The 24,300-nt window shown below is 60.3% G+C and carries 25 protein-coding genes, 1 tRNA gene and 1 riboswitch; of the genes, 16 read left to right on the forward strand and 10 right to left on the reverse strand.

Going from position 1 to position 24,300, the window contains the following annotated elements:
• Positions 1–88: 88 nt before the first annotated feature.
• The 3 genes from TM49_RS22695 to TM49_RS15985 all read left to right on the forward strand — a co-directional run bounded on the left by TM49_RS22695 (position 89) and on the right by TM49_RS15985 (position 1,993).
• Complete coding sequence (locus TM49_RS22695; RefSeq protein WP_052699887.1) at positions 89–406, forward strand: EF-hand domain-containing protein; 318 nt, start codon at positions 89–91, stop codon at positions 404–406.
• Between the two features lie 4 nt (positions 407–410).
• Entirely contained in the window at positions 411–824 is a 414-nt protein-coding gene (locus TM49_RS15980; protein ID WP_144409584.1) for a hypothetical protein, read from the forward strand.
• A 191-nt stretch (positions 825–1,015) separates the two neighbouring features.
• Complete coding sequence (locus TM49_RS15985; RefSeq protein ID WP_052699888.1) at positions 1,016–1,993, forward strand: linear amide C-N hydrolase; 978 nt, start codon at positions 1,016–1,018, stop codon at positions 1,991–1,993.
• Between the two features lie 132 nt (positions 1,994–2,125).
• Here the strand turns inward: TM49_RS15985 and TM49_RS15990 are convergent, their stop codons facing one another.
• The 4 genes from TM49_RS15990 to gcvT all read right to left on the reverse strand — a co-directional run bounded on the left by TM49_RS15990 (position 2,126) and on the right by gcvT (position 8,123).
• Entirely contained in the window at positions 2,126–3,502 is a 1,377-nt protein-coding gene (locus TM49_RS15990; RefSeq protein ID WP_158498650.1) for a hypothetical protein, read from the reverse strand.
• Between the two features lie 230 nt (positions 3,503–3,732).
• A complete protein-coding gene (gcvP, locus tag TM49_RS15995; protein ID WP_045682739.1) occupies positions 3,733–6,597 on the reverse strand; it encodes an aminomethyl-transferring glycine dehydrogenase in 2,865 nt (954 codons plus the stop codon).
• On the reverse strand, positions 6,597–6,962 hold the full coding sequence (gcvH, locus tag TM49_RS16000; protein WP_045682742.1) for a glycine cleavage system protein GcvH: 366 nt from the start codon (positions 6,960–6,962) through the stop codon (positions 6,597–6,599). The genes gcvP and gcvH overlap by 1 nt, the downstream gene beginning before the upstream one ends.
• Before the next feature lie 18 nt (positions 6,963–6,980).
• Positions 6,981–8,123 carry a glycine cleavage system aminomethyltransferase GcvT gene (gene gcvT, locus TM49_RS16005; RefSeq protein WP_045682743.1) on the reverse strand — a complete coding sequence of 381 codons (1,143 nt, stop codon included), beginning with the start codon at positions 8,121–8,123 and terminating at the stop codon, positions 6,981–6,983.
• 164 nt (positions 8,124–8,287) lie between these two features.
• Positions 8,288–8,375, reverse strand: a riboswitch (glycine riboswitch).
• Positions 8,376–8,536: 161 nt separating this feature from the next.
• On the opposite strand from gcvT, the gene crcB reads away from it, so the two are divergent.
• From crcB to ilvC, 7 genes are all read left to right on the forward strand, one after another.
• The gene (crcB, locus tag TM49_RS16010) at positions 8,537–8,938 is read left to right on the forward strand and encodes a fluoride efflux transporter CrcB (RefSeq protein WP_045682745.1); all 402 of its coding nucleotides are present in this window, start codon (positions 8,537–8,539) and stop codon (positions 8,936–8,938) included.
• Between the two features lie 61 nt (positions 8,939–8,999).
• Positions 9,000–9,989, forward strand: a complete 990-nt coding sequence (locus TM49_RS16015) for an RluA family pseudouridine synthase (protein WP_045682749.1) — start codon at positions 9,000–9,002, stop codon at positions 9,987–9,989.
• A gap of 1 nt (position 9,990) precedes the next feature.
• Positions 9,991–10,641, forward strand: a complete 651-nt coding sequence (locus tag TM49_RS16020) for an HAD-IA family hydrolase (RefSeq protein WP_045682751.1) — start codon at positions 9,991–9,993, stop codon at positions 10,639–10,641.
• A gap of 13 nt (positions 10,642–10,654) precedes the next feature.
• On the forward strand, positions 10,655–11,320 hold the full coding sequence (locus TM49_RS16025) for an HAD-IA family hydrolase (protein ID WP_045682752.1): 666 nt from the start codon (positions 10,655–10,657) through the stop codon (positions 11,318–11,320).
• On the forward strand, positions 11,317–12,066 hold the full coding sequence (locus TM49_RS16030) for an ATP12 family chaperone protein (RefSeq protein ID WP_045682754.1): 750 nt from the start codon (positions 11,317–11,319) through the stop codon (positions 12,064–12,066). The genes TM49_RS16025 and TM49_RS16030 overlap by 4 nt, the downstream gene beginning before the upstream one ends.
• Before the next feature lie 183 nt (positions 12,067–12,249).
• Positions 12,250–12,873 (forward strand): TetR/AcrR family transcriptional regulator, encoded by a 624-nt coding sequence (locus TM49_RS16035; protein ID WP_045682755.1) that lies wholly within the window; start codon positions 12,250–12,252, stop codon positions 12,871–12,873.
• 53 nt (positions 12,874–12,926) lie between these two features.
• A complete protein-coding gene (gene ilvC, locus TM49_RS16040) occupies positions 12,927–13,946 on the forward strand; it encodes a ketol-acid reductoisomerase (RefSeq protein WP_045682757.1) in 1,020 nt (339 codons plus the stop codon).
• A 60-nt stretch (positions 13,947–14,006) separates the two neighbouring features.
• On the opposite strand, the gene TM49_RS16045 is transcribed toward ilvC, so the two are convergent.
• Together TM49_RS16045 and TM49_RS16050 are read right to left on the reverse strand one after the other, a co-directional pair.
• The gene (locus TM49_RS16045) at positions 14,007–14,390 is read right to left on the reverse strand and encodes a hypothetical protein (RefSeq protein WP_045682760.1); all 384 of its coding nucleotides are present in this window, start codon (positions 14,388–14,390) and stop codon (positions 14,007–14,009) included.
• On the reverse strand, positions 14,387–14,869 hold the full coding sequence (locus TM49_RS16050; protein WP_045682762.1) for a cupin domain-containing protein: 483 nt from the start codon (positions 14,867–14,869) through the stop codon (positions 14,387–14,389). Before TM49_RS16050 ends, TM49_RS16045 begins: the two co-directional genes overlap by 4 nt.
• Positions 14,870–14,937: 68 nt before the next feature.
• Here TM49_RS16050 and TM49_RS16055 point away from each other — a divergent pair, with 68 nt between their 5' ends.
• The gene (locus tag TM49_RS16055; RefSeq protein WP_045682764.1) at positions 14,938–15,531 is read left to right on the forward strand and encodes a TetR/AcrR family transcriptional regulator; all 594 of its coding nucleotides are present in this window, start codon (positions 14,938–14,940) and stop codon (positions 15,529–15,531) included.
• Here the strand turns inward: TM49_RS16055 and TM49_RS16060 are convergent.
• Entirely contained in the window at positions 15,528–16,484 is a 957-nt protein-coding gene (locus tag TM49_RS16060) for a threonine ammonia-lyase (protein WP_045682765.1), read from the reverse strand. The two genes, TM49_RS16055 and TM49_RS16060, sit on opposite strands and share 4 nt — an antisense overlap.
• Before the next feature lie 89 nt (positions 16,485–16,573).
• Here TM49_RS16060 and TM49_RS16065 point away from each other — a divergent pair, with 89 nt between their 5' ends.
• The 5 genes from TM49_RS16065 to TM49_RS16085 all read left to right on the forward strand — a co-directional run bounded on the left by TM49_RS16065 (position 16,574) and on the right by TM49_RS16085 (position 20,536).
• Positions 16,574–17,035, forward strand: coding sequence for an Lrp/AsnC family transcriptional regulator (locus tag TM49_RS16065; protein ID WP_082074773.1), 462 nt, complete (start codon positions 16,574–16,576; stop codon positions 17,033–17,035).
• A 208-nt stretch (positions 17,036–17,243) separates the two neighbouring features.
• A complete protein-coding gene (locus tag TM49_RS16070) occupies positions 17,244–18,470 on the forward strand; it encodes an aminotransferase-like domain-containing protein (protein ID WP_045682766.1) in 1,227 nt (408 codons plus the stop codon).
• Positions 18,471–18,647: 177 nt separating this feature from the next.
• Positions 18,648–19,388, forward strand: coding sequence for an NUDIX hydrolase (locus tag TM49_RS16075; RefSeq protein WP_045682767.1), 741 nt, complete (start codon positions 18,648–18,650; stop codon positions 19,386–19,388).
• A 25-nt stretch (positions 19,389–19,413) separates the two neighbouring features.
• Entirely contained in the window at positions 19,414–20,325 is a 912-nt protein-coding gene (locus TM49_RS16080) for a PhzF family phenazine biosynthesis protein (protein WP_045682768.1), read from the forward strand.
• 135 nt (positions 20,326–20,460) lie between these two features.
• Positions 20,461–20,536 (forward strand) — tRNA-Lys (locus tag TM49_RS16085).
• Between the two features lie 90 nt (positions 20,537–20,626).
• On the opposite strand, the gene TM49_RS16090 is transcribed toward TM49_RS16085, so the two are convergent.
• The 3 genes from TM49_RS16090 to TM49_RS16100 form a co-directional block, all read right to left on the reverse strand.
• Positions 20,627–21,835 (reverse strand): site-specific integrase, encoded by a 1,209-nt coding sequence (locus tag TM49_RS16090; RefSeq protein ID WP_244464739.1) that lies wholly within the window; start codon positions 21,833–21,835, stop codon positions 20,627–20,629.
• A gap of 222 nt (positions 21,836–22,057) precedes the next feature.
• Positions 22,058–22,612 carry a hypothetical protein gene (locus tag TM49_RS16095; protein WP_052699889.1) on the reverse strand — a complete coding sequence of 185 codons (555 nt, stop codon included), beginning with the start codon at positions 22,610–22,612 and terminating at the stop codon, positions 22,058–22,060.
• Positions 22,605–23,471, reverse strand: coding sequence for a hypothetical protein (locus tag TM49_RS16100; RefSeq protein WP_045682769.1), 867 nt, complete (start codon positions 23,469–23,471; stop codon positions 22,605–22,607). Before TM49_RS16100 ends, TM49_RS16095 begins: the two co-directional genes overlap by 8 nt.
• Between the last annotated feature and the right edge of the window lie 829 nt (positions 23,472–24,300).

Genomic DNA, 24,300 nt, shown 5'->3' on the forward strand with positions numbered 1-24,300 from the left:
GCCCCTCGTGGCGCGGCAGTGCCGGCTGCCGGGCGATCCAGCCCGCATGCATCGGCCCGATGACAGAATGCTCAGAAGGGAGAAAACCATGAGCAAGTTTCTTATCGCCTCGGCAATTGTTTTCGGCGCGATCGGCGCCACCGCCGCCATCGCCAATCCCGCCCACCACCCGGATGGCCAGCCCGGCTTCGGCCCGGGCGGCATGATGGGCGGGGGCATGATGAACCCCGACATGATGATCATCATGCTCGATGCCGATGCCGATGGCGACGGCACGCTGTCGCTTGCCGAGTTCCAGGGCATGCACGAGCGCATGTTCCGCTACCTCGACGCCAATGGCGACGGCAAGCTCGATGCCGATGAATTCGCCGCCCATCACGGCATCCCCGATGCCGACCAGGAGTGAGACCATGCGGAACGCTTTTTCGAAAACCGGCCGCAACCTCGCCGTCGCCGGCCTTTCCGCCCTGCTTTTCGGCGCCACCGCGGCCCTTGCCGCGGGACCGGCGATCCCGGAGGGCACGGGCATCACCTCCTGGGCCGAAAACGGCGAAGGCGGCATCTACCTGCTGCAGCTCTATGAGGGCGGGGTTGCGGCCAACCAGCCGCCAATGATCGGCGAGGTGCTGAGCGACAGCAATTGCTCGCCCGACGAGGACAACATCAACCACTGCGAAAACGAGATCCGCTTCGAAGATGGCACCACACTGAAGGGCATCAACAACCACCGCATGGCGGTCAATCGCTGCCTGCGCCGCGGCGAAAAGGTCTTCGTCTCGCATCTGGAAGACGGCTGGGTGCTCGTCAGCACCGGCGCCGAATAGGCGAACGTCGCCGATCGAAAACGCGGAGGCCGGCAAGCGCCGGCCTCTTCTTCCGCGATGCCCAGCAGAGCTAGCCGGATCGCGGCGCATCGAAGCGCGCATGTCGTTCCCGCGCGCGGCACGAATGTGGTTGTCCGTTACCGCTTATGGGGTTAGCCTCAGGTAACCGAAAAACTGGGCAGGGGGCATCCATGTGCACGCGCATCTTCTATGAAACCGGAACGTCAACCTACATCACCGGGCGCTCGATGGACTGGCGCGACGTGACGATGCAGTCCGACCTCTGGGTGTTTCCGCGCGGTATGGCCCGCAATGGCGGGGTGGGCGAGGGGTCTGCCACCTGGACCTCGAAATACGGCTCGGTGATCGTCGCGATCTACAATCTCGCCACCTCCGACGGCATGAACGAGGCGGGCCTTGCCGGCAACATGCTCTATCTGGTGGAATCATCCTATGGCGATCCGGCCGCGCGGGCCAAGCCGTTGATCTCTGTCGGCGCCTGGCTGCAATACATGCTCGACAATTTCGCGACCGTCGCGGAAGCGGCAGACGCCATGGCCGACGACCCGCTGACGGTGATCACCGGCGAGGCGCCGAACGGCGCGCCGGCGACCGTGCATCTGGCGCTTTCCGATGCCTCCGGCGACAGCGCGATCTTCGAATTCGTCGGCGACAGGCTCACCATCCATCACGGCCGCGACTACAAGGTGATGACCAATTCGCCGACCTATGACCAGCAGCTTGCGATCAACGGCTACTGGAACCTCGTCGGCGGCAAGAGTTTTCTGCCCGGCACGGTGAACGCCGCCGACCGCTTCGCCCGCGCCAGCTACAACCTGAAGTCTGCAACGCCGCTCACGGACCGCCGCGCAGCACTCGCCTCCGTGTTCTCGCAGGTGCGCGCGATCTCAACCCCGCTCGGCATGTCCGACCCCGAAAAACCCAACATCGCCTCCACCCTCTGGCGCAGCGTCGCCGAACACGAACACCGCCGCTACTATTTCGACTCCGTCATCAACCCGTCGGTGTTCTGGGTCGATCTCGCGGATTTCGATCTCTCCGAGGGGGTGCCGGCGAAGAGGCTGGGGCTGAACGATCCGGCGCTACCGGGCGGGGATGTTGCGGGGCTGATGAAAGAGGCGGCGCCGTTTGAGTTTCTGGTGCCGTGAGGGGCTCTGGCGGACGCGCAGCCAACCGATGACGCCACGCCTCCCAAAAAACCTCTCAGCCCACAATCTCTCCCCTTGAGGGAGAGATGCCCCGACAGGGGCAGAGAGGGGTGAACCCTATCCGATATTCGATCAAATAAGACCAAAAGCACCTAGAAGCACTCCTAGAAAAAGCCCCGCAATAGAAAGAGGAGCCCTCAAGAAAAATACCTTCACACGATTTGTCCCCCTAATAACTTTCGAAAATAATAGTGTCGCTATGGCGAGTAGAATAATCGATAAATAGAAGAACGCAGTGGGAAGCATGCTTGTCACGAGAAGCGTGTTAAATGGTATTCTGTAGGGGGAAAGATTTCGACCGACTAACGCTAAATCAGTGTCAAGAGAATTCACCCAAACAAAATCAAATGTTATAAAATCTTCGCAACGACTTATCAATTCAATCCCCTGCTCTGAGAGCAGCATACGTCCAATAGGAAGCCTTCTTTCAAAACATATTGCTGTCGGCAAAGGATTGTAAGCTGGGGAGACTACACTCTGAATTAGGCTCGAAAGCCTGGGAAGCCCGATTGGACCAATCAAGGATGCGGGGAACCCGTCCTCCAGTTCATCGGCAAGTAAAAATGCCGACGTATAGGCAGGATCTAATGACCCATTTTTCAGCACAGATCCATCTACGTCGAAAGTGACGTTATAAATCTCTCGCATTTCATCATTTTGATCGGTAATTAAATATAGTCTTTGATCCAGTTGTTTGAGCTGATTCTCTATGTTTAGGACTTCTCTTTCATCCGTGATCTGATTCATATCAAAATTTGAAATATTTAAGGATGCCAAGGAAGCAATAATAGAAGCTTGAATCTCTGGATTGCTCGGGTCAAAAGTTGAATAATAGGAAAAATATAGCCCTTCTAAATCAGACATATCTTTTTCTGAAAATAGGGCACCAGACATTGAGCCTCTATATTTAATTTTATTTCTGTATTCTTTATTTTCTATCTCTTCGAAAATCCTACGTTCCTCATCGGCGGTGATCTTTGTTGGTGGCTCAGATTCCCGCACCAGTACCGTCGCCTGAATAGGATATGAAATAAATACCTGGACGACCAACAACAAGAATGCTGCGTAGGCTAGTATAAAAGTATTCATCGTTACGATAAGATCGGAAGCAATAAACAATATAGATCTTGAAATAGTGTTTGATTTAAGAGACGCTTCTATGAAAACTTTCGTCTGAACAATTGTAAAATAGTCAAATATTACATTGAATAATATAAATGATATAATCAAAATTATTTGAGTTGAGTCGTATTTTATTTCACTGAAAATTTGAGGATATAAATTCGTTTGAAATGTTATGACGATGGCGAAAGAGAAAAGCGATATAATTGCCGCAGAAAATATAAAGCCAAATGAGAAGATTGACTTCGAAAAGAATCGCCCGAAAATTATTGAATATGCACGCTTTAGAAAATTGGAAAACCGCGTGTTGAGCGATAGATCAGCCACGCCATTCTCTAAGTAAATAGCGATTTTTTGGCGTTCCGCGACGTTGATAAAAACGTTGTCTAGGAACGCACCTATCCCAGCAAAGAGCATGACGTTCGTAAGGAAATTCGTGAGCATGAATTAGATTGAGCCTCTTGCAGAATCAAAACACGACTTTCTACGTTTTCCTACGATTTACGCGACTTTTTAAATAAGAGGAAGGTTGGGGCTTCAACCTTCCTCTGTTTGAGTTACTCCGCCGCCTCCGCATACTCGCTCATCGGCGGGCAAGCACACACCAGATTCCGATCCCCATAAACATTGTCCACGCGGTTGACCGGCGGCCAGTATTTGTCGACGCGGAAGGCGCCGGGGGGGAAGCAGGCTTGTTCGCGGGAGTAGGGGTGGGTCCATTCGCCGACGAGGTCTTCCACCGTGTGCGGGGCGTTTTTCAGCGGGTTGTCGTCGCGGTCGGCGCGGCCCTCCTCGATATCGGCGATCTCGGCGCGGATCGCGATCAGGGCATCACAGAAACGATCCAGCTCGGCCTTGGTCTCCGATTCCGTCGGCTCTATCATCAGCGTGCCGGGGACGGGGAAGCTCATCGTGGGCGCATGGAAGCCGCAATCGATCAGGCGCTTGGCGATATCGTCGACGGAGACGTCGGCGCTGTCCTTCAGCGGGCGCGTGTCGATGATGCATTCATGCGCGACGCGGCCCTTGTCCGACTTGTAGAGCACCTCGTAGGAACCCTTCAGCCGGGCGGCGATGTAGTTGGCGTTGAGGATCGCCACGCGGGTTGCCTGCGTCAGCCCTTCGCCGCCCATCATCAGGCAGTAGCTCCAGGAGATCGGCAGGATAGAGGGCGAGCCGAACGGGGCGGCCGAGACCGCGCCGCCTTCCGCATCCGTCGCCGGATTGCCGGGCAGATGCGGCGCCAGATGCGCCTTGACGCCGATCGGCCCCATGCCCGGTCCGCCGCCGCCATGGGGAATGCAGAAGGTCTTGTGCAGGTTCAGGTGGCTGACATCCGAGCCAATATCGCCCGGCCGCGACAGGCCCACCATCGCGTTCATGTTGGCCCCGTCGAGATAGACCTGGCCGCCATGTTCGTGGGTGATGTCGCAGACCTCCGATACCGTCGCCTCGAACACGCCATGCGTCGAGGGGTAGGTGATCATGCAGGCTGCCAGCTCGGCGGAATACTGCTCGGCCTTGGCGCGGAAATCGTCGAGGTCGATATCGCCATTGTCGCGCGATTTGACCGGCACGACCTTCATGCCCGCGAGTTGGGCGGAGGCCGGGTTGGTGCCGTGCGCCGAGGTCGGGATCAGGCAGATGTTGCGGTGACCCTCGCCATTCGCCCGGTGATAGCGGCGGATCGTCAGAAGCCCTGCATATTCGCCCTGCGCGCCCGAATTCGGCTGCATGGAAAAGGCGTCGTAGCCGGTGATCTGGCAGAGCTTTTCGGAAAGATCGGCAATCATCTCGCGGTAGCCGGCCGTCTGGCTTTCCGGCGCGAAGGGATGAATGTCGGCGAATTCCGGCCAGGTGATCGGCAGCATCTCGACGGTGGCATTGAGCTTCATCGTGCACGAGCCGAGCGGGATCATCGCCCGGTCGAGCGCCAGATCGCGGTCGGCGAGGCGGCGCATATAGCGGGTCATCTCGCTTTCGGCGCGGTTCATGTGGAAGATCGGATGCGTCATGTAAGCGCTTGTCCGCAAAAGGCTTTGGGGCAGGCGGTAATCGGCCTCGAACTCGGCGATCGAGAACTTTCCGCCAAAGGCATCCCAGACCGCTTCGACATGGGCCGGCCGTGTGCGCTCGTTGACGGAAATGCCGATCCTGGTGTCGCCGACCTTGCGGAGATTGACGCCGTTTTCGACAGCGTTCTTCATGATCAGGCTCTGGAACGCGCCGACCTCGACCGTGACGGTGTCGAAGAAGGTTTCCGGCTCCACCGTGAAGCCGAGCGCCTCGAGACCCTTGGCCAAGAGCACGCCCTTGCGGTGCACCTGCTGGGCAATCGCCTTCAGCCCGTCCGGGCCGTGGAACACGCCATACATAGAGGCCATGACGGCGAGCAGCACCTGGGCGGTGCAGATGTTCGACGTCGCCTTTTCGCGGCGGATGTGCTGTTCGCGGGTCTGCAGCGCCAGCCGATAGGCGCGGTTGCCGCGGCTATCGACCGAGACGCCGACGAGACGGCCGGGCATGGAGCGCTTGTAGGCATCCTTGACGGCCATATAGGCCGCGTGCGGGCCGCCATACCCAAGCGGCACGCCAAAGCGCTGCGAGGAACCGATCGCGATATCGGCGTCCATCTCGCCCGGCGACTTCAGCAGCGTCAGCGCCAGCGGATCGGCGGCGATGGTGGCGATGGCGTTTGCGGCATGCAGATCGGCGATCACGCCGGTGAAGTCATGCACATGGCCGTAGGTGCCGGGATACTGGAAGATCGCACCGAAGACAGCGTCCGCCTTGAGGTCTTCGAAGGGATTGCCGACGACGATCTCCCAGCCGAGCGGCTCGGCGCGGGTTTTTATCAGCGCGATGGTCTGCGGATGGCAGTTTTCGTCGACGAAGAAGGCGGTCGCCTTCGATTTCGCCACGCGGTGCGCCATCGCCATGGCTTCGGCCGCTGCAGTTGCCTCGTCCAGCAGCGAGGCATTGGCGATGTCGAGGCCGGTGAGATCGGCCATCATCGTCTGGAAGTTCAGCAGCGCCTCGAGGCGGCCCTGCGAGATTTCCGGCTGATAGGGCGTATAAGCCGTGTACCAGGCCGGGTTTTCCAAAATGTTGCGCTGGATCACCGGCGGCGTGATGGTGCCGTTATAGCCCTGGCCGATCATCGAGACGAGCGGCTTGTTCTTGTTGGCGGTCTCGCGCAGCTTGTCGAGCGCCTCGCGCTCGGTCATCGGCGCGCCCCAGACGAGCGGCTCCTTCTGGCGGATTTCGGCGGGCACGGTGGCGTCGATCAGGCCGTCGAGGCTGTCATAGCCGATCACCTTCAGCATCGCCTCCATTTCGGAGGGCGAGGGGCCGATATGGCGGCGGTTGGCGAAATCGTAGGGCTGGTAGTCGGTGAACTTGAATTCGGAAGGGGTCGTCATCAGGCGATGAACTCCTTGTAGGCCGCTTCGTCCATCAGCGCGTCGGCATCGGCGGTGTTGGCGAGCTTCAGCTTGAAGAACCAGCCGTCGCCCATCGGCGCGGAGTTGACGAGTTCCGGATTGTCGACGATCGCCTGGTTGACCTCGGTGATCTCGCCATCGAGCGGACAAAAGACGTCGGATGCAGCCTTGACCGATTCGACCGTGGCCGCGTCATCATTTTTCGAGAAGGTCGCGCCCACCTCGGGCAGTTCGACGAAGACGAGGTCGCCGAGCTGTTCGGCGGCGTGCGCGGTGATGCCCACGGTGGCGACATCGCCCTCGATCTTCAGCCATTCATGTTCTTCGGTAAATTTGATGGTCATTGACAGTGTTCCCGCTTGTTAGCGCTTGTAGGTGGGTGTGACGAAAGGCATGTCGGCGATGGTGACGGGCAGGTATTTGCCCCGCACCTCGGCGAAAATCTTTGTGCCGGTTTCGGCGTATTCGGTGGCGACATAGCCCATGGCGACAGGGCTTTCGGCGGATGGTCCGAAGCCACCGGAGGTGACATGGCCGATTTCGCTCGCGCCGGTCTCGTCGGCGAAGAGCCTTGCCGGCGGACGCACGGGCGCGCGGCCCTCGGGCTTGAGGCCGACGCGCTTCTGGGAAACGCCTTCGGAAAGCTGGGCAAAGATGCGCTCGGCACCCGGAAAGCCGCCCTCGCGGGCGCCGCCCGGACGGCGGGCCTTCTGCATGCCCCAGACGAGGGCCGCCTCGACCGGCGTCGTGGTCTCGTCGATGTCGTTGCCATAAAGGCAGAGCCCGGCCTCCAGCCGGAGCGAATCACGGGCGCCGAGACCAATGGCTTCGCAGTCCTCATGGGCGAGCAGCGCGCGGGCGAGTTCCTCGGCCTTTTCAGCGGACACGGAGATCTCGAAACCGTCCTCGCCGGTATAGCCGGAGCGGGAGATGACGCAGGTCGTACCCAGAAGCTCGCAGGCGCGAACGTCCATGAACTTCATCTCGGTGACGGCTTCGCAGAGCGGTGCGAGCACGGCTTCCGCCCTGGGGCCCTGCAGCGCCAGAAGCGCCTTGTCCTCAAAATGCTCCTCGACATTGCAGAGGTCCGAAAGATAGGCCTTCATATGGGCAAGGTCGGTATCCTTGCAGGCGGCGTTGACGATCACCAGCAGATGGTCGCCGCGATTGGCAACCATCAGGTCGTCAAGGATGCCACCCTCGGGATCGGTGAAGAAAGCATAGCGCTGGCGGCCGGGTTTCAGCCCGGCGATGTCCACCGGTACCAGCTTTTCGAGCGCGATCGCGGCATCGCCAAGGTTGCCCGAAATCGGCTTCAGATACACCTGTCCCATATGCGAGACATCGAAAAGGCCAGCCTTTTGCCGGGTATGGAGATGTTCTTTGAGAACGCCCATCGGATATTGCACCGGCATGTCATAGCCGGCGAACGGCACCATGCGGGCGCCGAGTTCCAGATGGAGCGCATGAAGCGGGGTCTTTTTCAGCGGTTCTTGCGAGACCAAGAGTTTGCCTCCGGATTGCGTTTACAGGTAAACGCCGGCTCAAGGGTTGGCGTTCCGATTGGAAAGCCTAAGCGAATGAGCCCCCTCTGTCCCGTTTGCCTGAGATTATTATCCCTTCGGCCAGCCACGGCGATAACAGCCGCGACCTCGTCTCCAGAGTTCAGAACCTCGCGCTGGTCCTTTTGCCTGAGAGTTTCCGGGGCGGTTGCTCCTTCGGCACCACAACGATGTGGCTTCTCCCAGCGCGATACGACATGGATTATCCGGTATGCGGCAGGATTTGCAAGAGGCAAGCGTGTTGCGGTTGCGAAATCCACTGTCAGGGCTGCATCGCAGGCAAGGCCGCGACAAAGGTTGTGCATGCAAGCGGAGGCGGGATAGTAAGGGACATTCCTGTTCTTCCGCTCTCACCAATGGATGTTGCCGTGCCGCAAATTCTCTCCCATGCCCTTATCGTTGCCGCAGGTGGTGCGCTCGGCGCGAGCGGTCGCTATCTCGTCGGGGTCGCGTCGGTTCGTATGTTGGGCTACGGTTTCCCCTGGGGTACTTTCATTGTCAACGTCGTCGGGTCGCTGATGATCGGATTGCTGGTGGAGTTGGTGGCGCGGGTTCTGAACCAGTCTGCCGATATGCGCATGTTCCTGGTCACGGGCTTCCTTGGCGGCTTCACCACCTTCTCCTCGTTTTCGCTCGACGCCATGAACATGATCGAGCGCGGCGATTTCGCGCCGGCGGCCGTTTATGTGATTTCAAGCGTGGTTCTCGGGCTTTTTGCCGTGTTTGCGGGACTTGCGATCGGGCGGATGGTTTTTTAGGCCATTTCCTTGCGGCGCCCGATGCGCTAGAAGCCTGCGCCTGAGAGCAAAGGTTTTTGACATGGCGGGTATCGAACACATCAAGGTCGACCACGACGAGGCGGGCATGCGGCTCGATCGCTGGTTCAAGCTGCATTATCCGGGCCTCGGTTTTGGTGCGCTGCAGAAGCTGCTGCGCTCCGGCCAGATCCGTGTCGATGGCGGCCGGGCCAAGAGCGACACGCGCGTCGAACCTGGCCAGATGGTGCGCATTCCACCGATCAATGTCGACGCGAAAGCCGCCGGTCCGATCGCCAGCAAGGCGCTAAAGCATTCGCCGGATGGCGAGCTATTATCGCGCATGCTGCTGCACGAGGATGAGCGCGTGTTCGTGCTGAACAAGCCGGCTGGCCTTGCGGTGCAGGGCGGCTCGGGCGTCGTGCGCCATATCGACAAGATGCTGGAGGCTTGGACCAACAAGAAGGGCGAGAAGCCGCGCCTCGTCCATCGTCTCGACCGGGATACCTCCGGCGTGCTGGTCATCGCCCGCTCGCGCCGGGCCGCGCAGATGCTGACCGAGGCCTTTCGCGAACGTACCACCAAGAAGACCTACTGGGCCCTGGTGAAGGGCGTGCCGCGCAAGCGCGAGGACAAGATCTCGACCTGGCTGGTCAAGGAGCAGACGCCGGATGGCGACCGCATGCGCATCGCCAAGCACGGCGAGCCGGATTCCGACCACGCCGTGTCCTTCTACCGCGTCGTCGAAACGGCGGCCAACAGTCTCGCCTGGCTGGAGATGGAGCCCTATACCGGGCGCACCCATCAGCTTCGCGTGCATGCCCATTACATCGGCCATCCGATCCTCGGCGACCCGAAATATTTCGATGACGACCCGAACTGGGATTTTCCCGGCGGCCTGCAGAAGCGCCTGCATCTCCACGCCCGCCACATCGACATTCCCCATCCCGATGGCGGCCGGCTGAAGGTCACCGCGCCGCTGTCGCCGCATATGGTGCAGAGCTGGAATCTTCTGGGTTTCGATGCCGATCGCGCCGATCTCGATAAGGACTGACATGAAGCTTGTCTTGTTTGACTGCGACGGCACGCTGGTCGACAGCGCCGTGCGCATTCACGAAACCATGCGCCGCACGTTCCTCGCCTATGGCTATGCCGAGCCGACGCTCGCCGAGACCAAGACCATCATCGGCCTGTCTCTCGATCTTTCGATCGCAAGGCTTCTTGGCCGCGCGCTCGTGGATGAAGAGGTCGAGGCAATGCGGCTGCATTTCAAGTCGCTGTTTGCCGAGGTTCATGCCGACCCGAACATGCTGGAACAGCTGTTTCCGGGCATCGCGGACCTGATCGGCACGCTTGCCGGCAGGAGCGACATCACCATCGGTGCGGTCACCGGCAATTCCCGACGCGGCTTGACCCATATCCTGAACATGCACCAACTGGAGCCGCATTTCGTCGTTTCGCGCACGGCTGACGATTGCCCCTCGAAGCCGAACCCGGCGATGGTGCTTGAATGCTGCGTGGAAGCGGGGTTCAATCCGGCTGATGCGATCGTCGTTGGCGATGCCGTGTTCGACATGCAGATGGCAGCCGCGGCCGGCGCGCGCTCGATCGGGGTTGCCTGGGGTTATGGCGAGATCGCCGATCTTCAGGATGCCGGTGCGAGCGGCATCGTGTTCCATCCGGAAGAGATCGCTGCGCTCGTTTGAGCAGGAGAGCGGAATGAAACTGGTGCTTTTCGATTGCGACGGCACGCTGGTTGACAGCCTCGCCATCATCCAGGAGACGATGAGGCGCACCTTTATTGCTTTCGGTCATGCAGAACCGGATGCCAATGCCGTGCGCGGAACCGTTGGGCTGACGCTTGACGTGGCGATTGCCGGCCTGCTCGGTCGCGGAGGCGTGGACGCCGAAAGCCGCGACATGATGGGCTATTACCGTTCGCTGTTTTCCGAAGTCAGGGCCGACCCCGCGCTTGCCGAAAGGCTCTATGACGGCATCGCGCCGATGCTCGAGCACCTTTTCCTGCAGGACGATATTCTGGTCGGCGCGGTGACCGGCAAGTCACGGCGCGGCCTTGACCACATGCTGTCGACGCACGGTTTTGCCCGCAATTTCATCGCCACCCGCACCGCTGACGATTGTCCCTCCAAGCCCAACCCGGCCATGGTGTTGGAATGCTGTGCGGAGACCGGGCTCGACCCCAGCGATGCCGTCGTCATCGGCGACACTGTCTTCGACATGGAGATGGCGCGGTCTGCGGGCGCGCCCGCCATCGGCGTTTCCTGGGGCTATGGCGCGCCGAACGATCTCCTGCGAGCCGGGGCCGGCGTGATTGCCGAAACGCCCGGCGACATCCTCCAACACGTTCTTTCAGGTGCATCATGAGCCAGGACCCCATCCGCCGCGCACAGGAACTGATGAAGGCCGAACTGCCGAAGAAGTTCTACCAGACCGCCACGGTCGAACAGGACGGGGAGGGGTTTGCGATCCGCCTTGATGGCCGCGGCGTGAAGACGCCCTCGCGCAAGCCCCTGATCCTGCCCACTGCGGCGGCCGCCGAACACGTGCGCGCAGAATGGCAGGCGCAGGAAAACGTGATCGACCCGGCCAAGATGCCCGTGACACGGCTCGTCAACACGGTGATCGATGGCGTCAGCGACAATGCGGAGGCCGTCTACGAAGAGATCGTCGCCTATGCCGGCAACGATATGTTGTTCTATCGCGCCGAAAGCCCGGAAGAACTCGTCGCCCGCCAGGCCGAGCGATGGGACCCCGTTCTCGACTGGATGACCGAGAGCTTCGGTGCCCGCTTCGTGCTGGTTGAAGGCGTGATGTTCGCCGATCAGCCGGCCGAAAGCCTTGCGGCCTTTCGCCACGAGCTCGACCGCCACCGCCAACCCTTCGCGCTCGGCAGCCTGCATGTGATGACGACGCTTTCCGGCTCCGCGCTGGTGACGCTGGCGCTTGCCCGCGGCCGCCTGTCGCTGGAAGAGGCCTGGGCGCTTGCCAATCTCGAGGAAGACTGGACCATCGAGCACTGGGGCCATGACGAGGAGGCCGCCCGCCGCCGCGAGAAGCGTTTCGAGGATTTCGAGGCGGCCTATCGGCTTCTGCGCGCCATCGAGGGCTAACCTTAGATCCGACACGGACGTTTCGTGCCCTCGGCGCGATCCGTGGCCCATGCCGAGCAAAGCGACAAGCGTCATCCTTCCCACGAATGAATTCGTCACCGGCCCGAAGTCACCGCTTGACGCGGTCCGAAAACTCCGGCAATAGGTACCGTACCGTACCGTACATAAACGGAAGCAAGAGCCTTGACCGCTGACGCCGACACCGAAACCCATTTCACGCCCCGCCAGCAGGCCGTTCTCGAGCAGGCGCTGCGGCTGCTTGTCGATGGCGGCGAGAAATCGGTGACCACGGCGGGCATTGCGCGGGCGGCGAGCTGTTCGAAAGAGAGCCTCTACAAGTGGTTCGGCGACCGCGACGGCCTGCTTCTGGCGATGATCACCTATCAGGCGAGCAAGGTCCGCACCTTCGAGAGCGCCGGCCACCGCCTGGATGCCGACGAGCTGAAGCATCATCTGCGCGCCTTTGCGCAGGACCTGCTTGAGGTTCTCTCCGGTGATGTCTCGCTTGCGCTCAACCGCCTTGCCATCGGCCGCGTCACCCGCGACGGGCAGAAGCTCGGCCGCATGTTGCTGGAGCGGGGCAGGGCGCAGATCGACCAGCGCGCCCGGGCGCTGCTCGAAGACGGTCGCCGTTCTGGCGTACTTGTCTTCGACAATGGCGACGAAGCCTACCGGGTGCTTTATGGCCTCGTCGTCGGCGACAGCCATGTGCGCATGCTGCTCGGCGAGGTGGCGGACAAGGGCCTCTTCGCCCGCCGCGCAGAACGCGCCGTAGATCGTTTCTGGCTGCTGTTTGCAGCCAAGTGAATACCGCCCCGGATCGAGGCGGAACCCAAATATTGTCAAGGGAAGGAAAGACAATGCGTGTTTATTACGATCAGGATGCAGACCTCAATCTGGTCAAGAGCCGCAAGGTGGCGATCATCGGCTACGGCTCGCAGGGCCGCGCCCATGCACTGAACCTCAAGGACAGTGGCGCCGAAAACGTCGCCATCGCGCTGCGCGCCGGTTCGTCCACCGCCAAGAAGGCGGAAGCCGATGGCTTCGAGGTCAAGACCGTGGCTGAAGCCGCCGGCTGGGCCGACCTGATGATGATGGCAACGCCTGACGAGCTGCAGGCCGGCATCTACAACAGCGAGATCGCCCCGAACATCCGTGACGGCGCCGCGATCGCCTTCGCCCACGGCCTCAACGTCCATTTCGGCCTGATCGAGCCGAAGAAGACCGTCGACGTCATCATGATCGCGCCGAAGGGCCCCGGCCACACGGTTCGCGGCGAATACCAGAAGGGCGGCGGCGTGCCGTGTCTCGTTGCCGTGCACCAGGATGCGTCCGGCAACGCGCTCGATGTCGCGCTGTCCTATGCCTCCGGCGTTGGCGGCGGCCGTTCGGGCGTCATCGAGACCACCTTCCAGGAAGAATGCGAAACCGACCTCTTCGGTGAGCAGGCCGTTCTCTGCGGCGGTCTCGTCGAGCTCATCCGTGCCGGTTTCGAAACCCTGGTCGAAGGTGGCTACGCCCCCGAGATGGCCTATTTCGAGTGCCTGCACGAAGTGAAGCTGATCGTTGACCTGATCTATGAAGGCGGCATCGCCAACATGAACTACTCGATCTCGAACACGGCCGAGTGGGGCGAGTACGTCACTGGTCCGCGCATCGTCACCGCCGAGACCAAGGCCGAGATGAAGCGCGTTCTGCAGGACATCCAGTCCGGCAAGTTCACGTCCGAGTGGATGCAGGAATGGCATTCGGGCGCCGCCCGCTTCAAGGCCACCCGTCGCGTCAACGACCGTCACCAGATCGAGGAAGTCGGCGAAAAGCTGCGTGGCATGATGCCCTGGATCAAGAAGGGTGCGCTGGTCGACAAGGACCGCAACTGAGTTTTCGCATTCTCGCATGTCAATGCAGAAGCCGGAGGGATCCCCTCCGGCTTTTTCGTTTCAGGCGTTCCCGGCGTCTCGCAGGAAACCGGTCATGGTGATGGCCAGAAACATCACCATCGAAATCAGCGCCAGCAGGGCGCCGACAACAGCCGGGATTTCGCTGCCACCAAGATTGGCGATCACGATGCCGGGGATCAGCAGAACAACCGACAGGACTGCCAGCCCCACCTGTGCGGTGGCGATGGGTCGCGCCGCGACCTGCGGGTGGGTATGGTAATAGAGCCCATAAAGCGCCATCGAGACCCAGCCCAGGAGATTGAGATGCGCATGCGCGGGCGCTAGGCTGTGGTCGTGCGATGCGGCCATCACGATGCCCATTGTCATGCCTGTGACGCCCGCAAGCGCCGCAACCACAAAACAGGATGAGGCGAGGCGCTTCATTGTGCTGCCGTTTCCGGTGGAAGAATGTGGATGCCGAATTGTTCCGCGGTTGCGAGGAGCTTTGGCATGTCCGGCGGCACGATTTCCGGAAACGTTTCGGTTTCGGATGCGACCGGGTCGCCGACGGCGCGGAAGAAATCCTCATGCGGTCCGGCGGGATGGTTGATGATGATCATCCGCGCCGCCGAAGGGCCGGGGTTGCGGAAAGCGTGGAGATCGCCGGCCCGCACGTGGAGGAAATCGCCTTTGCCGCAGAGGCGGACTTCGCCGTTCAGTACAAATTCGAATTCACCCTCCGTCACCAGGAAAGCCTCGCTGTCCTGCTGATGATGCATCGGCGCGCCTGCGCCTGGCGCACTGAGGCATTCGGCGACGGAGAACGTGCCGCCGGTGTCGCCAGCACTTGCGCGGAAGCTCAGAAGATTTCCGAGAAAGTGAACGGTGGAGGGCGGCTTATGGAACGACTTATCATATTGCATGGTCTCGCCTTTCGGGTTTATGATACGTTTGTATTGTAAAGAGATTGTTGTCTCATAAAGGGTTTCGAATGGCAGGTCAAGAGCAACGTCATGAGCGCATCAACCAGAAGAAGAGAACCCGTGCCGAGCTGCTGACGGCAGCCCGAGCGCTTGCCGACGAGGGCGTGGCGCTGACAATCCCGGATGTGGCCGATCGGGCCGGAATCTCGCGGGCGACGGCCTATCGCTACTTCTCGACACCCGATGAGTTGCTGCAGGAGATCGCGCTCGACGCGGTTGCCCTCGCGATCCGCATTCCGGATGATCCGTCGCTCGATGCCGGTGCGCGGGTCGAATCCGTGATCCGGCAGGTGCTGGCGATGCTGGAGGATAACGAGACGACCTTTCGCCATTTCCTTGCGGCCCGGGTCGTCGAAAAGGGTGGCCGTCGCGGCGCGCGGCGGCTCGAATGGCTGGGCGAAGCGCTGGCGCCGCTTTCCCGCGAAATGCCGCGTCGGCTCTATCTGCGCCTCCTTAACGCGCTTGCCCTTCTGACCGGCATGGAAACCCTGGTCGTGATGAAGGACGTCTGCGGGCTCGAAGCCGACGAAAGCGAGGAGGTGATCATCTGGACCGCCCGCGCCCTCCTTGCTGCCGCCGAACAGGAGGCGAGGGCGCGTTAATCCTCGCCGGTTCGAAACCAGGCGGCGATCTGGGCTTCCGTGAGATTGCCGCCGCAAAGGATCGTTGCGACCCGCTTGCCCGCCAGCGACTCGCGCCGGGCGAGGATGGCGGCAAGCCCGGCAGCGCCCGCCGGCTCGACGAAGCGCCGCCACCTTGCTCTGGCAAAGCGCATGGCAGCAAGGATCGCGTCGTCATCGACCAGCACGACATCATCGATGGTATCCCGCAGCCACGCGACCGCGGCGGGCACGGGGCTGCGGATCGCGATGCCATCGGCGATCGTCTCGGCTGTCTCGGTTACCACCACGCGGCCTTCGGCGTGGGAGAGCGCCATGCAGGGCGCTCCTTTCGCGACGACGGCGACGACGCGCGTGCGCTGAGACCGGGCCTTGAACCAGCAGCCCGTTCCGGCCGCAAGGGCCCCGTTGCCGAGGGGAACGAAGAAAGTGTCGATCGCATCCGCCTCTTCCGTCAGCTCCGCAGCGATGGTGCCGGCGCCTTCGGCGATCGCGGCGCTGGCGCCGTCCTCGACAAACATCAGGCCGTTCTCATGCGCAAACTGCCTGCCGGCGTCCTTGGCAGCGTCGAAATCATCGCCCGCAAGCCGGACCTCAGCGCCGAACCTGCGCATGGCCACGATCTTCAGCGGGTTGGCACGGGTGCTGGCGAAGACGGTGAGGGCGCGCCCCGAACGGGCGGCATTATAGGCGAGCCCCTGACCAAAATTGCCGGCAGAGGCGGTCACCAGCCGATCCGTGCCCGAAGATTCAGACAGGAAAAGGCCCGTCCCGCGCCCCTTGAAGCTGCGGATCGGATTGTCGGTCTCATCCTTGGCGAGAAGCTCCAGCCCCGCCACCTCCGTGCGCAGAAGCTTCGAATTGCGGAAAATCGGATCGATCATGTCATGCGCCATATCGATCCGCGCGGCTGAAAGGGGTGTTTGGTTTGTCATGGTGCGATGGTAGGCTGGTAAGGACGCGGCAAATCGGCGTTGATGGCGAAATTGGCGCGGCCTTTCCGCAAATTCATCGGATTGAAATCATGGACAACATCGACCGGACCATCCTTTCCATTCTCCAGGAAAACGCCGACATTCCGGCGCGGAGCATCGCCGAGACCGTCAACCTATCCCCCTCGGCAACCGAACGCCGCATCGCGCGACTGAAGCAGGAGGGGCTGATCGAAAAGGTCGTCGCAATCGTCAACCCGAAGGCGGTCGGTCGCACGCTTACCATTCTGGTCGAGCTCGAGATCCAGAACGAGCATCGCCACACACTCGATCAGTTCCAGCGCTGGCTGGGTGCCGCGCCAGAGGTTCAGTCGTGCTGGTATGTGACCGGCGATGCGGACTATGTGCTGCTGGTGGCGGTTCGCGACCTCGATGAATACAACCATTTCATCGATCGACTGATGGAGCAGCAGCAGGCGCTGGTGCGCAAGTACAAGAGCCTCGTCGCACTGAAGACGGTCAAGCATTCGCTTTCACTCTCCGTCCTGCCGTGACCCTGTGGCCAGGCCTCTGGCGGTGGCGCGGAGCCGGTGTTTGCGGTAGAGTGACGCCACAAAATTACCATATAGACGGCCATGAAGACGTAAAATTACGCCAGCCGCGCAAAAAACACGGTTTTGTTACCCCAAAATAGGTCAGCATTGTTGACTTATTAAACGCTCTGTGGTGTGTTCGCGCATCAAAAAAGACTGAGGAAACCCCATGCTTGACTGGGAAAAAATCTACGCGACGCGCACCAAGCGCATGGGCGCGTCTGAAATTCGTGAACTTCTGAAGCTGCTCGAGCAGCCGGACATCATCTCGTTTGCCGGCGGCATTCCCGATCCGGCGCTGTTTCCGTCCGAGGATTTTCAGGAAGCCTACAACGACATTCTTTCCGGCCCCGAAGCCGGGCAGGCACTGCAGTATTCGGTGAGCGAAGGCTATCCGCGCCTGCGCGAATGGATCGTTCAACGCATGCGCGCCCGCGGCATCAATGCCGACATCGGCAACATCTTCATCACCTCCGGTTCGCAGCAGGGCCTCGATTATCTCGGCAAGTTGCTGCTGTCGCCGGGCGACACGGCGCTCGTAACCTGGCCGACCTATCTCGGCGCGCTGCAGGCCTTCAACGCCTATGAGCCGCGCTATGACAAGCTCGACCTGTCGCGCAACGCCTCGCCGGAAGATTATGCCGCCGCCGCGCGTGACGCCGGCAGCCGGGTGAAATTCGCCTACCTTTCCGCCGACTTCGCCAATCCGAGCGGCGAGAGCCTGACGCCGATGGAGCGCGAGAAGCTGCTCGACATCGCCGAAGCGCTCGATATCGCCGTGATCGAGGATGCCGCCTATCGGGCTCTGCGTTATGATGGCGAACGCCAGAAGACGCTGCTGACCATGGACTGCGAGCGCAATGGCGGCATCGAGAACACCCGGACGCTTTATTGCGGCAGCTTCTCCAAGACGCTTTCGCCGGGTCTTCGGGTCGGCTGGATCTGTGCGGCGACGCCGGTGATCAAGCGCCTGGTTCTGGCCAAGCAGGCCGCCGACCTGCATTCGCCGACCATCAACCAGATGGCGATCGCTCGCGTCGCAGAGAAGAGCTTCAACGAGCAGGCCGAAAAGATCACCAGAGTCTACGGCAGCCGCCGTGACGCCATGCTGGACGCTCTTGCAAAGCACATGCCGGCAGGCGTGCACTGGCACAAGCCGGAGGGTGGCATGTTCATCTGGCTGACCATGCCGGAGCACATCGATTCGGCAGCGCTGCTGGCCCTGTCCCTGAAGACCGCCAAGGTCGCCTTCGTTCCCGGCAATGCCTTCTATGCAGATGGCAGCGGCGGCAATCACATGCGGCTCAGCTTCTCCTGCAGCAGCCCTGAGGTGATCGAAGAGGGCATCGGCCGGCTCGGCGCTCTGCTTGCGGAACAGCTGGCTGCCGCCGCCTGATCTATCGACCTCTCAAGACAAAGCCCGTCAGTCGCGCACTGGCGGGCTTTTTTTGTGCCGCGCCGGCCTCGCGCAATCTTCGTCCGCCACAGAAAGGTCAGCGAAAGATGATGCCTTCCCTCTGACGTAACTGAGAAAAACTGCTATGCATTCGCTGTCGAGAGAATGGGAGTGGACATGACGCCTTCGCCGCACGCGCTTATGAGAGACTGGCCGCCTGAGGGTGTGGCATTCCCGGTCGCCGATATCGATATACGTGTCGCCGCCGGCGAGCTTGCCGAGCTTGCCGCCTTCAGGACCGAGATCGACGCCAACTGGAAGGCGGAGACCGACGCCAATCCGCATCTTTTCAACGGCCGCCTGGTGGCGCTTTACGATGTGGCGCTCGATCACGCCGGTGTCCATGCTGCGGGCAGGATGGTCCCCTATGCCTATCACCTTTGGTGGCGCCGCCAGTCTCTGCCGCCGCCGACGTTTCACTGTTTCGCCATGCCCGTCATCGTGTCCGCGGACGGCGCCATTATCGCCATCCGCATGAGCCAGACCACGGCCAACGCCGGAAAGGTCTATTGCGCCTCGGGCTCTCTCGAAGAAGATGACATCGTCGACGGCCGCATCGACATTGATGCCAATATGACCCGCGAGGTTGCCGAGGAAACCGGGATCGACCTCACCGGCCTCAAAGCGGGCGCGGATTACTATTGCGCCCATCATCGCCATTGCGTGATGTTCTACCGGTTCTTCTATTCCGAAAGGGACGCTGCGACATTGATGCAGGCAGTCCGCGAGCATATGAAGACCGATACGGAGGGTGAGATCGACGCCGTGCTCGCGATTACCGCCGGCAACCGCGGCGCGTTCAACTACGCTTTTTCAATGCCGCCGGTTCTGGACCTGCATTTTTCGAACGATAGCTGAAGAAAGTCCCGGAGAGGAGACTGCCATGCGCGACTATGCGATCTATGACGTGTTTACATCGGAGCGGTATCAGGGCAATCCGCTCGCCGTGGTGTTCGAGGCGGACGGGCTCTCGGACGACGAGATGCAGACGATCGCGGTCGAGTTCAATCTCTCCGAAACCATCTTCGTTCTGGAACCGACCAATCCCTCGCAATCGGCATCGGTGCGGATCTTCACGCCGGGCGGCGAGCTGCCGTTTGCCGGGCATCCGACCGTCGGCTGCGCCGTGGCGCTCGCCGAGCGCCAGCACGGCGAGGACGTCGGCATCGACATGGTCTCGGTTCTTGCCGAGAAAATCGGCCCGGTGCGCTGCGCCGTGAGGCTGAAACCGAACGAGGCGGGTTTCGCCGAATTCGATCTGCCCCGGCTGTCGCAGAGATCGGATCTGTCGATCGGCCGCGAACGGCTTGCCGAGGCGCTCGGGATCGACGTCTCCGACATCGGCTTCGAAAACCATGTGCCGACGATCTGGAGTGCCGGCGTTCCTTTCAGCATGATTCCGGTCCGCAATCTTGGCATCATGGAGAAGATCGAGTTCGACCCACGTGCCTGGCTCGCGGTGGCGCCGATGGTCGACGGTCACCTTGTTTCGGCCTATCCCTATACCCGCGGCGGCGTTCGCCATGATGCGCATTTTCACATGCGCATGTTCGGCGTGGGCATGGGCATCGTGGAAGATCCCGCGACCGGCTCCGCAGCGGCGGCCTTTTCGGGAGCGCTGCAGCATTTCGACACGCCCGGCGAGGGGCATCATGCCTTCCTCATCGAACAGGGCGTGGAGATGGGTCGCCCTTCCTATATCCGCCTGAATCTCGAAATCACAGCCGATGGCAAGGTCAACGGTGCGCGCATCGGCGGCCAGGCGATCTGCGTTGCCCGCGGCAGCCTGTTATAAGAGGGCGCGGGGCGGGATTTTCCCCGCCATCCGGGCCCAAATCCAAAACGTTTAAAAAAATCGGCCAAGGTGCTGGACAACCCTGCGAATCCTCGTTATATGCCCCTCACACGACGCCGAGGCGCTCGTAAGTGTGGGTGATTAGCTCAGTTGGTAGAGCAGCTGACTCTTAATCAGCGGGTCGTAGGTTCGAGACCTACATCACCCACCATTTTATCTCTCTGGAATTTCTCCATAAATCCTGTTTTTTTGGGCGGTAATGGTGAGGCCGGTTTCCTAATTTTTGGAAACGGTTTCCAATTCACGTTCTGTTCTTGTTCCGGAATGCAGCGGGTTCAATGTCCGCCCAGCGACTTTCCATAAGGTGCATGGCATCGCGCGCAAGAGACCTGAGGGAAACCTCTCGTCCATAGTGCTGAACCATCTGCGGGGACATATTGCAAATCGCTCCGACCTGGTTCTCGGTGCACCCGACCTCCAATAAATTGATGACCGCATTTTTGCGCAGGCCGTGAAACACTATTCGCTCTTCGCGGAATCGTGTGAACTCGTCACGGCGCATGAGTTTCTGCCACTCAGTGCGAAAACCATCGGCCGAACGAAATGGAAGGCCTCTTGCGCCGACGTGCAGCTGAACGGCATCAGCAGGCATTCTTTCAATCCACTTTCGATACTCACTGTGAAGCGGAATCCAGACCGTCCGCTTCGTCTTTTGCGCTTTGACTTCTATTGTCGTTTCGCCATCCAGAGGGCGCTTCATTCTCAGGACGTCACCTTGGCGCTGGCCGGTAAAAAAGGCTGAGACAGCAATCATTTGCAAATGGGAAGGTGCATGCCTGAATAGGGTTTCAAAGGCCCAGTCCGGCCACGGGGTCCAAGGTTCGCCGCCGGGTATCTTCTCAGTATGGCTAACTGGGTTAATCATGCAGAAACCGCGAGGGATTCCCCATGCCATCAGCCTGGAAAGATAGGCGCGGAATTGGTTTGCAGCCGCAGGCGTCTCCGACATCGAATCGATGGCTTCTTGCGCGTCTACGGTGGTCAGGTCAGTGGGCATGTCGTTGCCCCATATTTCGATTATTAGTTTGCCATAAGCAGAATAGCCGCGGCGGGTGGATGCGGAAAGAGAACGCCAGACGGCATTTGTTTCGCTTTGGAACGCTTCAACAAGCGCGCGAAAATCGCGGATGCCCAGACGATTTTGCCGCATGAGAGCATCGAAAGCTTTCTCAGCCTCGACCCAAAAATTCGGCTCCCTGTAAGGCGGTAGGCGTTTTCCGCCCAACAGAAAGCCTTTGTCGTCGCGGGAAAGCTGATCGCATATCGCGAGATGGAAGTTGAATTCGTTCGTCAGTGGATCGGGCAGTCTGATTGATGGCCAGGCATTCTCTGTGTTTCGGCCTCGCGTATAAAACGTGTAGGTCGTCTTGCCGCCATCCTTTCGCGACTTTGTTACCCTATGAACATGCTTCGGTAGGGCGATCGTACCGCTTTTGCCCGATCTTTTCACGGAATTTTCCTCCTAGTCCTTTGGGTTGTTCGTGCTGGCCTACATTCATTGCGCGATCTAGATCATCGCGGTACCAGAACTTTCGACGTGTCGTATCGACGACTCTCGGTTCTGGGTAGGTGCTTCCGATCCGTTTCAGAAACTCTCCGATACTGCGCTCTCCGCAGTATGCAGCTGCCATGTCGGCAAGCATACGTGGTGGCCAAGCTCCTGGTGGGTTCCTTATTGGTCGCATTTGCTTTTGCGCCTCCAAATCTCATATTCATTGACCATTTCCCGCCATCGGGCCGCAGTGGCGGGGTCTGTGTTCAGCTCGCTCCGGCTGGTGATCGCCAGCACCGACCGCACTCGTGTCACGGCCGTCCTGTCGGTCGCCGGATGCGGCAGATCGTGCCGCTCGATGAGAAACCGCATGAATGCCGGCTCGGTGCACTTCATGGCGCATTCTGCGGCATAGTCTTTCGCTGGCTTCCCGCCCTTCGCTTCAAGCGCCCGCTTCAGCTTCTCGATCTCCCTCCGTCGCTCGGCGTCACGCTTTGCTGCGGCGTCCAGCATGCCGATCAGATCGGCGGGGATCTCGATATGCCGTCGGATCAGTTCGCGATTGTCGGCAGGGCAGGTGATCGGAAGCGAGCAGATGATCTCCGGCTCGTCTGGACCGATGACCTCAAGATGCATGCCGGCGGTGTCGGCCAGAACATGTGCCAGCGGCACGGCCCGGGTGACCAGCGCCCGATAACTGTCCAGCCGCTCGCGTGCGGGCAGACGACTAGCCATGGCCGGATACCTCATTCAGGAACCGTGCCGGGAGTTGTTTGAACTCCGCCGGTTCATCGCCCGGCCTATCCTCCCGCATCGGCATCCAGAAGCCGATGAACTCCGGATGGCCTGCCACGGTCATGACATTCGGCCCGGTCTTTCGCAGCCAGTGTTTGGTACTGAGTGTGCTCTGTGGGTTCATGACATCGAGGAAGCCGGAGAACAGGGCAGGGATGTTCGGATTGAACAGGACATGGTCTGCCTCGAAGGAGCCTGCCATCCAGTTTACGATCAGCCGTCTCCAGTCATGGGGAATGCCGCGGCTGATGCGATAGTCATGACCGGGCATCAGGCGGCTGCAGCAGGAAGCCGTCTGCTGAAACAGTAAGGGTAGAAAGTCCTGTCCCTCCTCGGCATCGGCATGCCAACCGGGTGGCGCCATCCTCGGAAAGATCATCATTCCGGCTTCGTGGAACAGAGCCTTTCCGGGTTGTGTCCATTCCGGCAGGCTGAAGACATGTTCCCAACCACATGAGGACATCCTGACGGGCCCCTGCGGCCGGCAGAGGTCGAAGGCCGCGTCGGGAAGGTCGAGCGTCAGGCTCTCCGATGCGCTTCCGTCTCGATCGTGGATGAAGGCCATGGCGTGGCCGCTGAAGACGCTGACGAGCACTCCTCCCTCCACTGCAGGTTCGACACCGATATGGCCGAGGGGAAAGCGGACCGGATCCTGCAAGCGGGCATAGGCGATCACAGCCTTCATCGGCCACAGCCACTTTGCATTGAAGGAACAGGCGAGGGGATGGGTATCGGCTGTGACGGTACCCGTGTCCTGAGGACCGTGGGGATCATCAGCTATGGCTTCGTGCCTTGTCATGGTCAAACCCCCGAAGCTGCAGCAAGTGCCGCCTCGAATGCGGCAAGCGCCCTGATAGTCAACAGGAGGAGGAACGCGCTGCCGACGACGGTCGCCGGTAGTGCAATGCGACGCAGGACGTTGCAGTCTGCCGGTGTGAGAGGATGACGGTGAGCGGCGAGGCGGACGATCATGCGTCACCGCCCTTCTGTGCATCCAAGGCGGCAAAGATGCGTGAGACGAGGCCATGCTCGCCGGGGGTGTCATCGAAGCGGCGCAAACAGACGTGTGTGGAGGCGTTTGGCCTTAAATCTGAGACTATGGTTGTCCTTGCTTCGGAATTTCGGTGCATAGAAGGTCCCTCCAATACCAATTGCGCTATCGGCGGCAAAAAGCGGAAGCGGCGGATTTCGGTGTGGATGACAACCATCCCCGCGGCTAGACCCAATGGGTGTCATATGCACCTATTGACTGTCAAGCAAAAAATGGGTGCATTTAATACCCATATTGACTTGTGCTATAATCCAACGGCTCTCTGGTCGGAATTTTTAAAAATGTAATGGTGAAGGCGAATTTGCGCTGTTCGAGTAAGCGCAAATTACACTCGGTCGCTCCAGCCTTTTCCGGTAAGGGCCAAGCCGTATCGCTTTGATGCGGGTACAAAACTCGCAATTATCCCGCGACTGCTACCAGTGTGGTTGGATTGATGAATCCACGAGCGCCGTTACGAATGGTACGGATTTCTGCAGCATGGATCGCTCGTCCTGGGGCAGCGGGTGCTCGTCTATGAGCACTGGGGCAACGAGAAAGATGGCCTCAGAGGCCGCAATCTCGGCAAGATTCCAATCCG

It is taken from the genome of Martelella endophytica (assembly GCF_000960975.1).
In the GTDB taxonomy this organism is placed as follows: domain Bacteria; phylum Pseudomonadota; class Alphaproteobacteria; order Rhizobiales; family Rhizobiaceae; genus Martelella; species Martelella endophytica.

Coding starts and splice junctions, on each gene's coding strand:
- TM49_RS22695 (WP_052699887.1), top strand. CDS start 89: ATGAGCAAGTTTCTTATCGCCTCGGCAATTGTTTTCGGCGCGATCGGC.
- TM49_RS15980 (WP_144409584.1), top strand. CDS start 411: ATGCGGAACGCTTTTTCGAAAACCGGCCGCAACCTCGCCGTCGCCGGC.
- TM49_RS15985 (WP_052699888.1), top strand. CDS start 1,016: ATGTGCACGCGCATCTTCTATGAAACCGGAACGTCAACCTACATCACC.
- gcvP (WP_045682739.1), bottom strand. CDS start 6,597: ATGACGACCCCTTCCGAATTCAAGTTCACCGACTACCAGCCCTACGAT.
- gcvH (WP_045682742.1), bottom strand. CDS start 6,962: ATGACCATCAAATTTACCGAAGAACATGAATGGCTGAAGATCGAGGGC.
- crcB (WP_045682745.1), top strand. CDS start 8,537: ATGGATGTTGCCGTGCCGCAAATTCTCTCCCATGCCCTTATCGTTGCC.
- TM49_RS16015 (WP_045682749.1), top strand. CDS start 9,000: ATGGCGGGTATCGAACACATCAAGGTCGACCACGACGAGGCGGGCATG.
- TM49_RS16020 (WP_045682751.1), top strand. CDS start 9,991: ATGAAGCTTGTCTTGTTTGACTGCGACGGCACGCTGGTCGACAGCGCC.
- TM49_RS16025 (WP_045682752.1), top strand. CDS start 10,655: ATGAAACTGGTGCTTTTCGATTGCGACGGCACGCTGGTTGACAGCCTC.
- TM49_RS16030 (WP_045682754.1), top strand. CDS start 11,317: ATGAGCCAGGACCCCATCCGCCGCGCACAGGAACTGATGAAGGCCGAA.
- ilvC (WP_045682757.1), top strand. CDS start 12,927: ATGCGTGTTTATTACGATCAGGATGCAGACCTCAATCTGGTCAAGAGC.
- TM49_RS16045 (WP_045682760.1), bottom strand. CDS start 14,390: ATGAAGCGCCTCGCCTCATCCTGTTTTGTGGTTGCGGCGCTTGCGGGC.
- TM49_RS16050 (WP_045682762.1), bottom strand. CDS start 14,869: ATGCAATATGATAAGTCGTTCCATAAGCCGCCCTCCACCGTTCACTTT.
- TM49_RS16055 (WP_045682764.1), top strand. CDS start 14,938: ATGGCAGGTCAAGAGCAACGTCATGAGCGCATCAACCAGAAGAAGAGA.
- TM49_RS16060 (WP_045682765.1), bottom strand. CDS start 16,484: ATGACAAACCAAACACCCCTTTCAGCCGCGCGGATCGATATGGCGCAT.
- TM49_RS16065 (WP_082074773.1), top strand. CDS start 16,574: ATGGACAACATCGACCGGACCATCCTTTCCATTCTCCAGGAAAACGCC.
- TM49_RS16070 (WP_045682766.1), top strand. CDS start 17,244: ATGCTTGACTGGGAAAAAATCTACGCGACGCGCACCAAGCGCATGGGC.
- TM49_RS16075 (WP_045682767.1), top strand. CDS start 18,648: ATGACGCCTTCGCCGCACGCGCTTATGAGAGACTGGCCGCCTGAGGGT.
- TM49_RS16080 (WP_045682768.1), top strand. CDS start 19,414: ATGCGCGACTATGCGATCTATGACGTGTTTACATCGGAGCGGTATCAG.
- TM49_RS16095 (WP_052699889.1), bottom strand. CDS start 22,612: ATGGCTAGTCGTCTGCCCGCACGCGAGCGGCTGGACAGTTATCGGGCG.
- TM49_RS16100 (WP_045682769.1), bottom strand. CDS start 23,471: ATGACAAGGCACGAAGCCATAGCTGATGATCCCCACGGTCCTCAGGAC.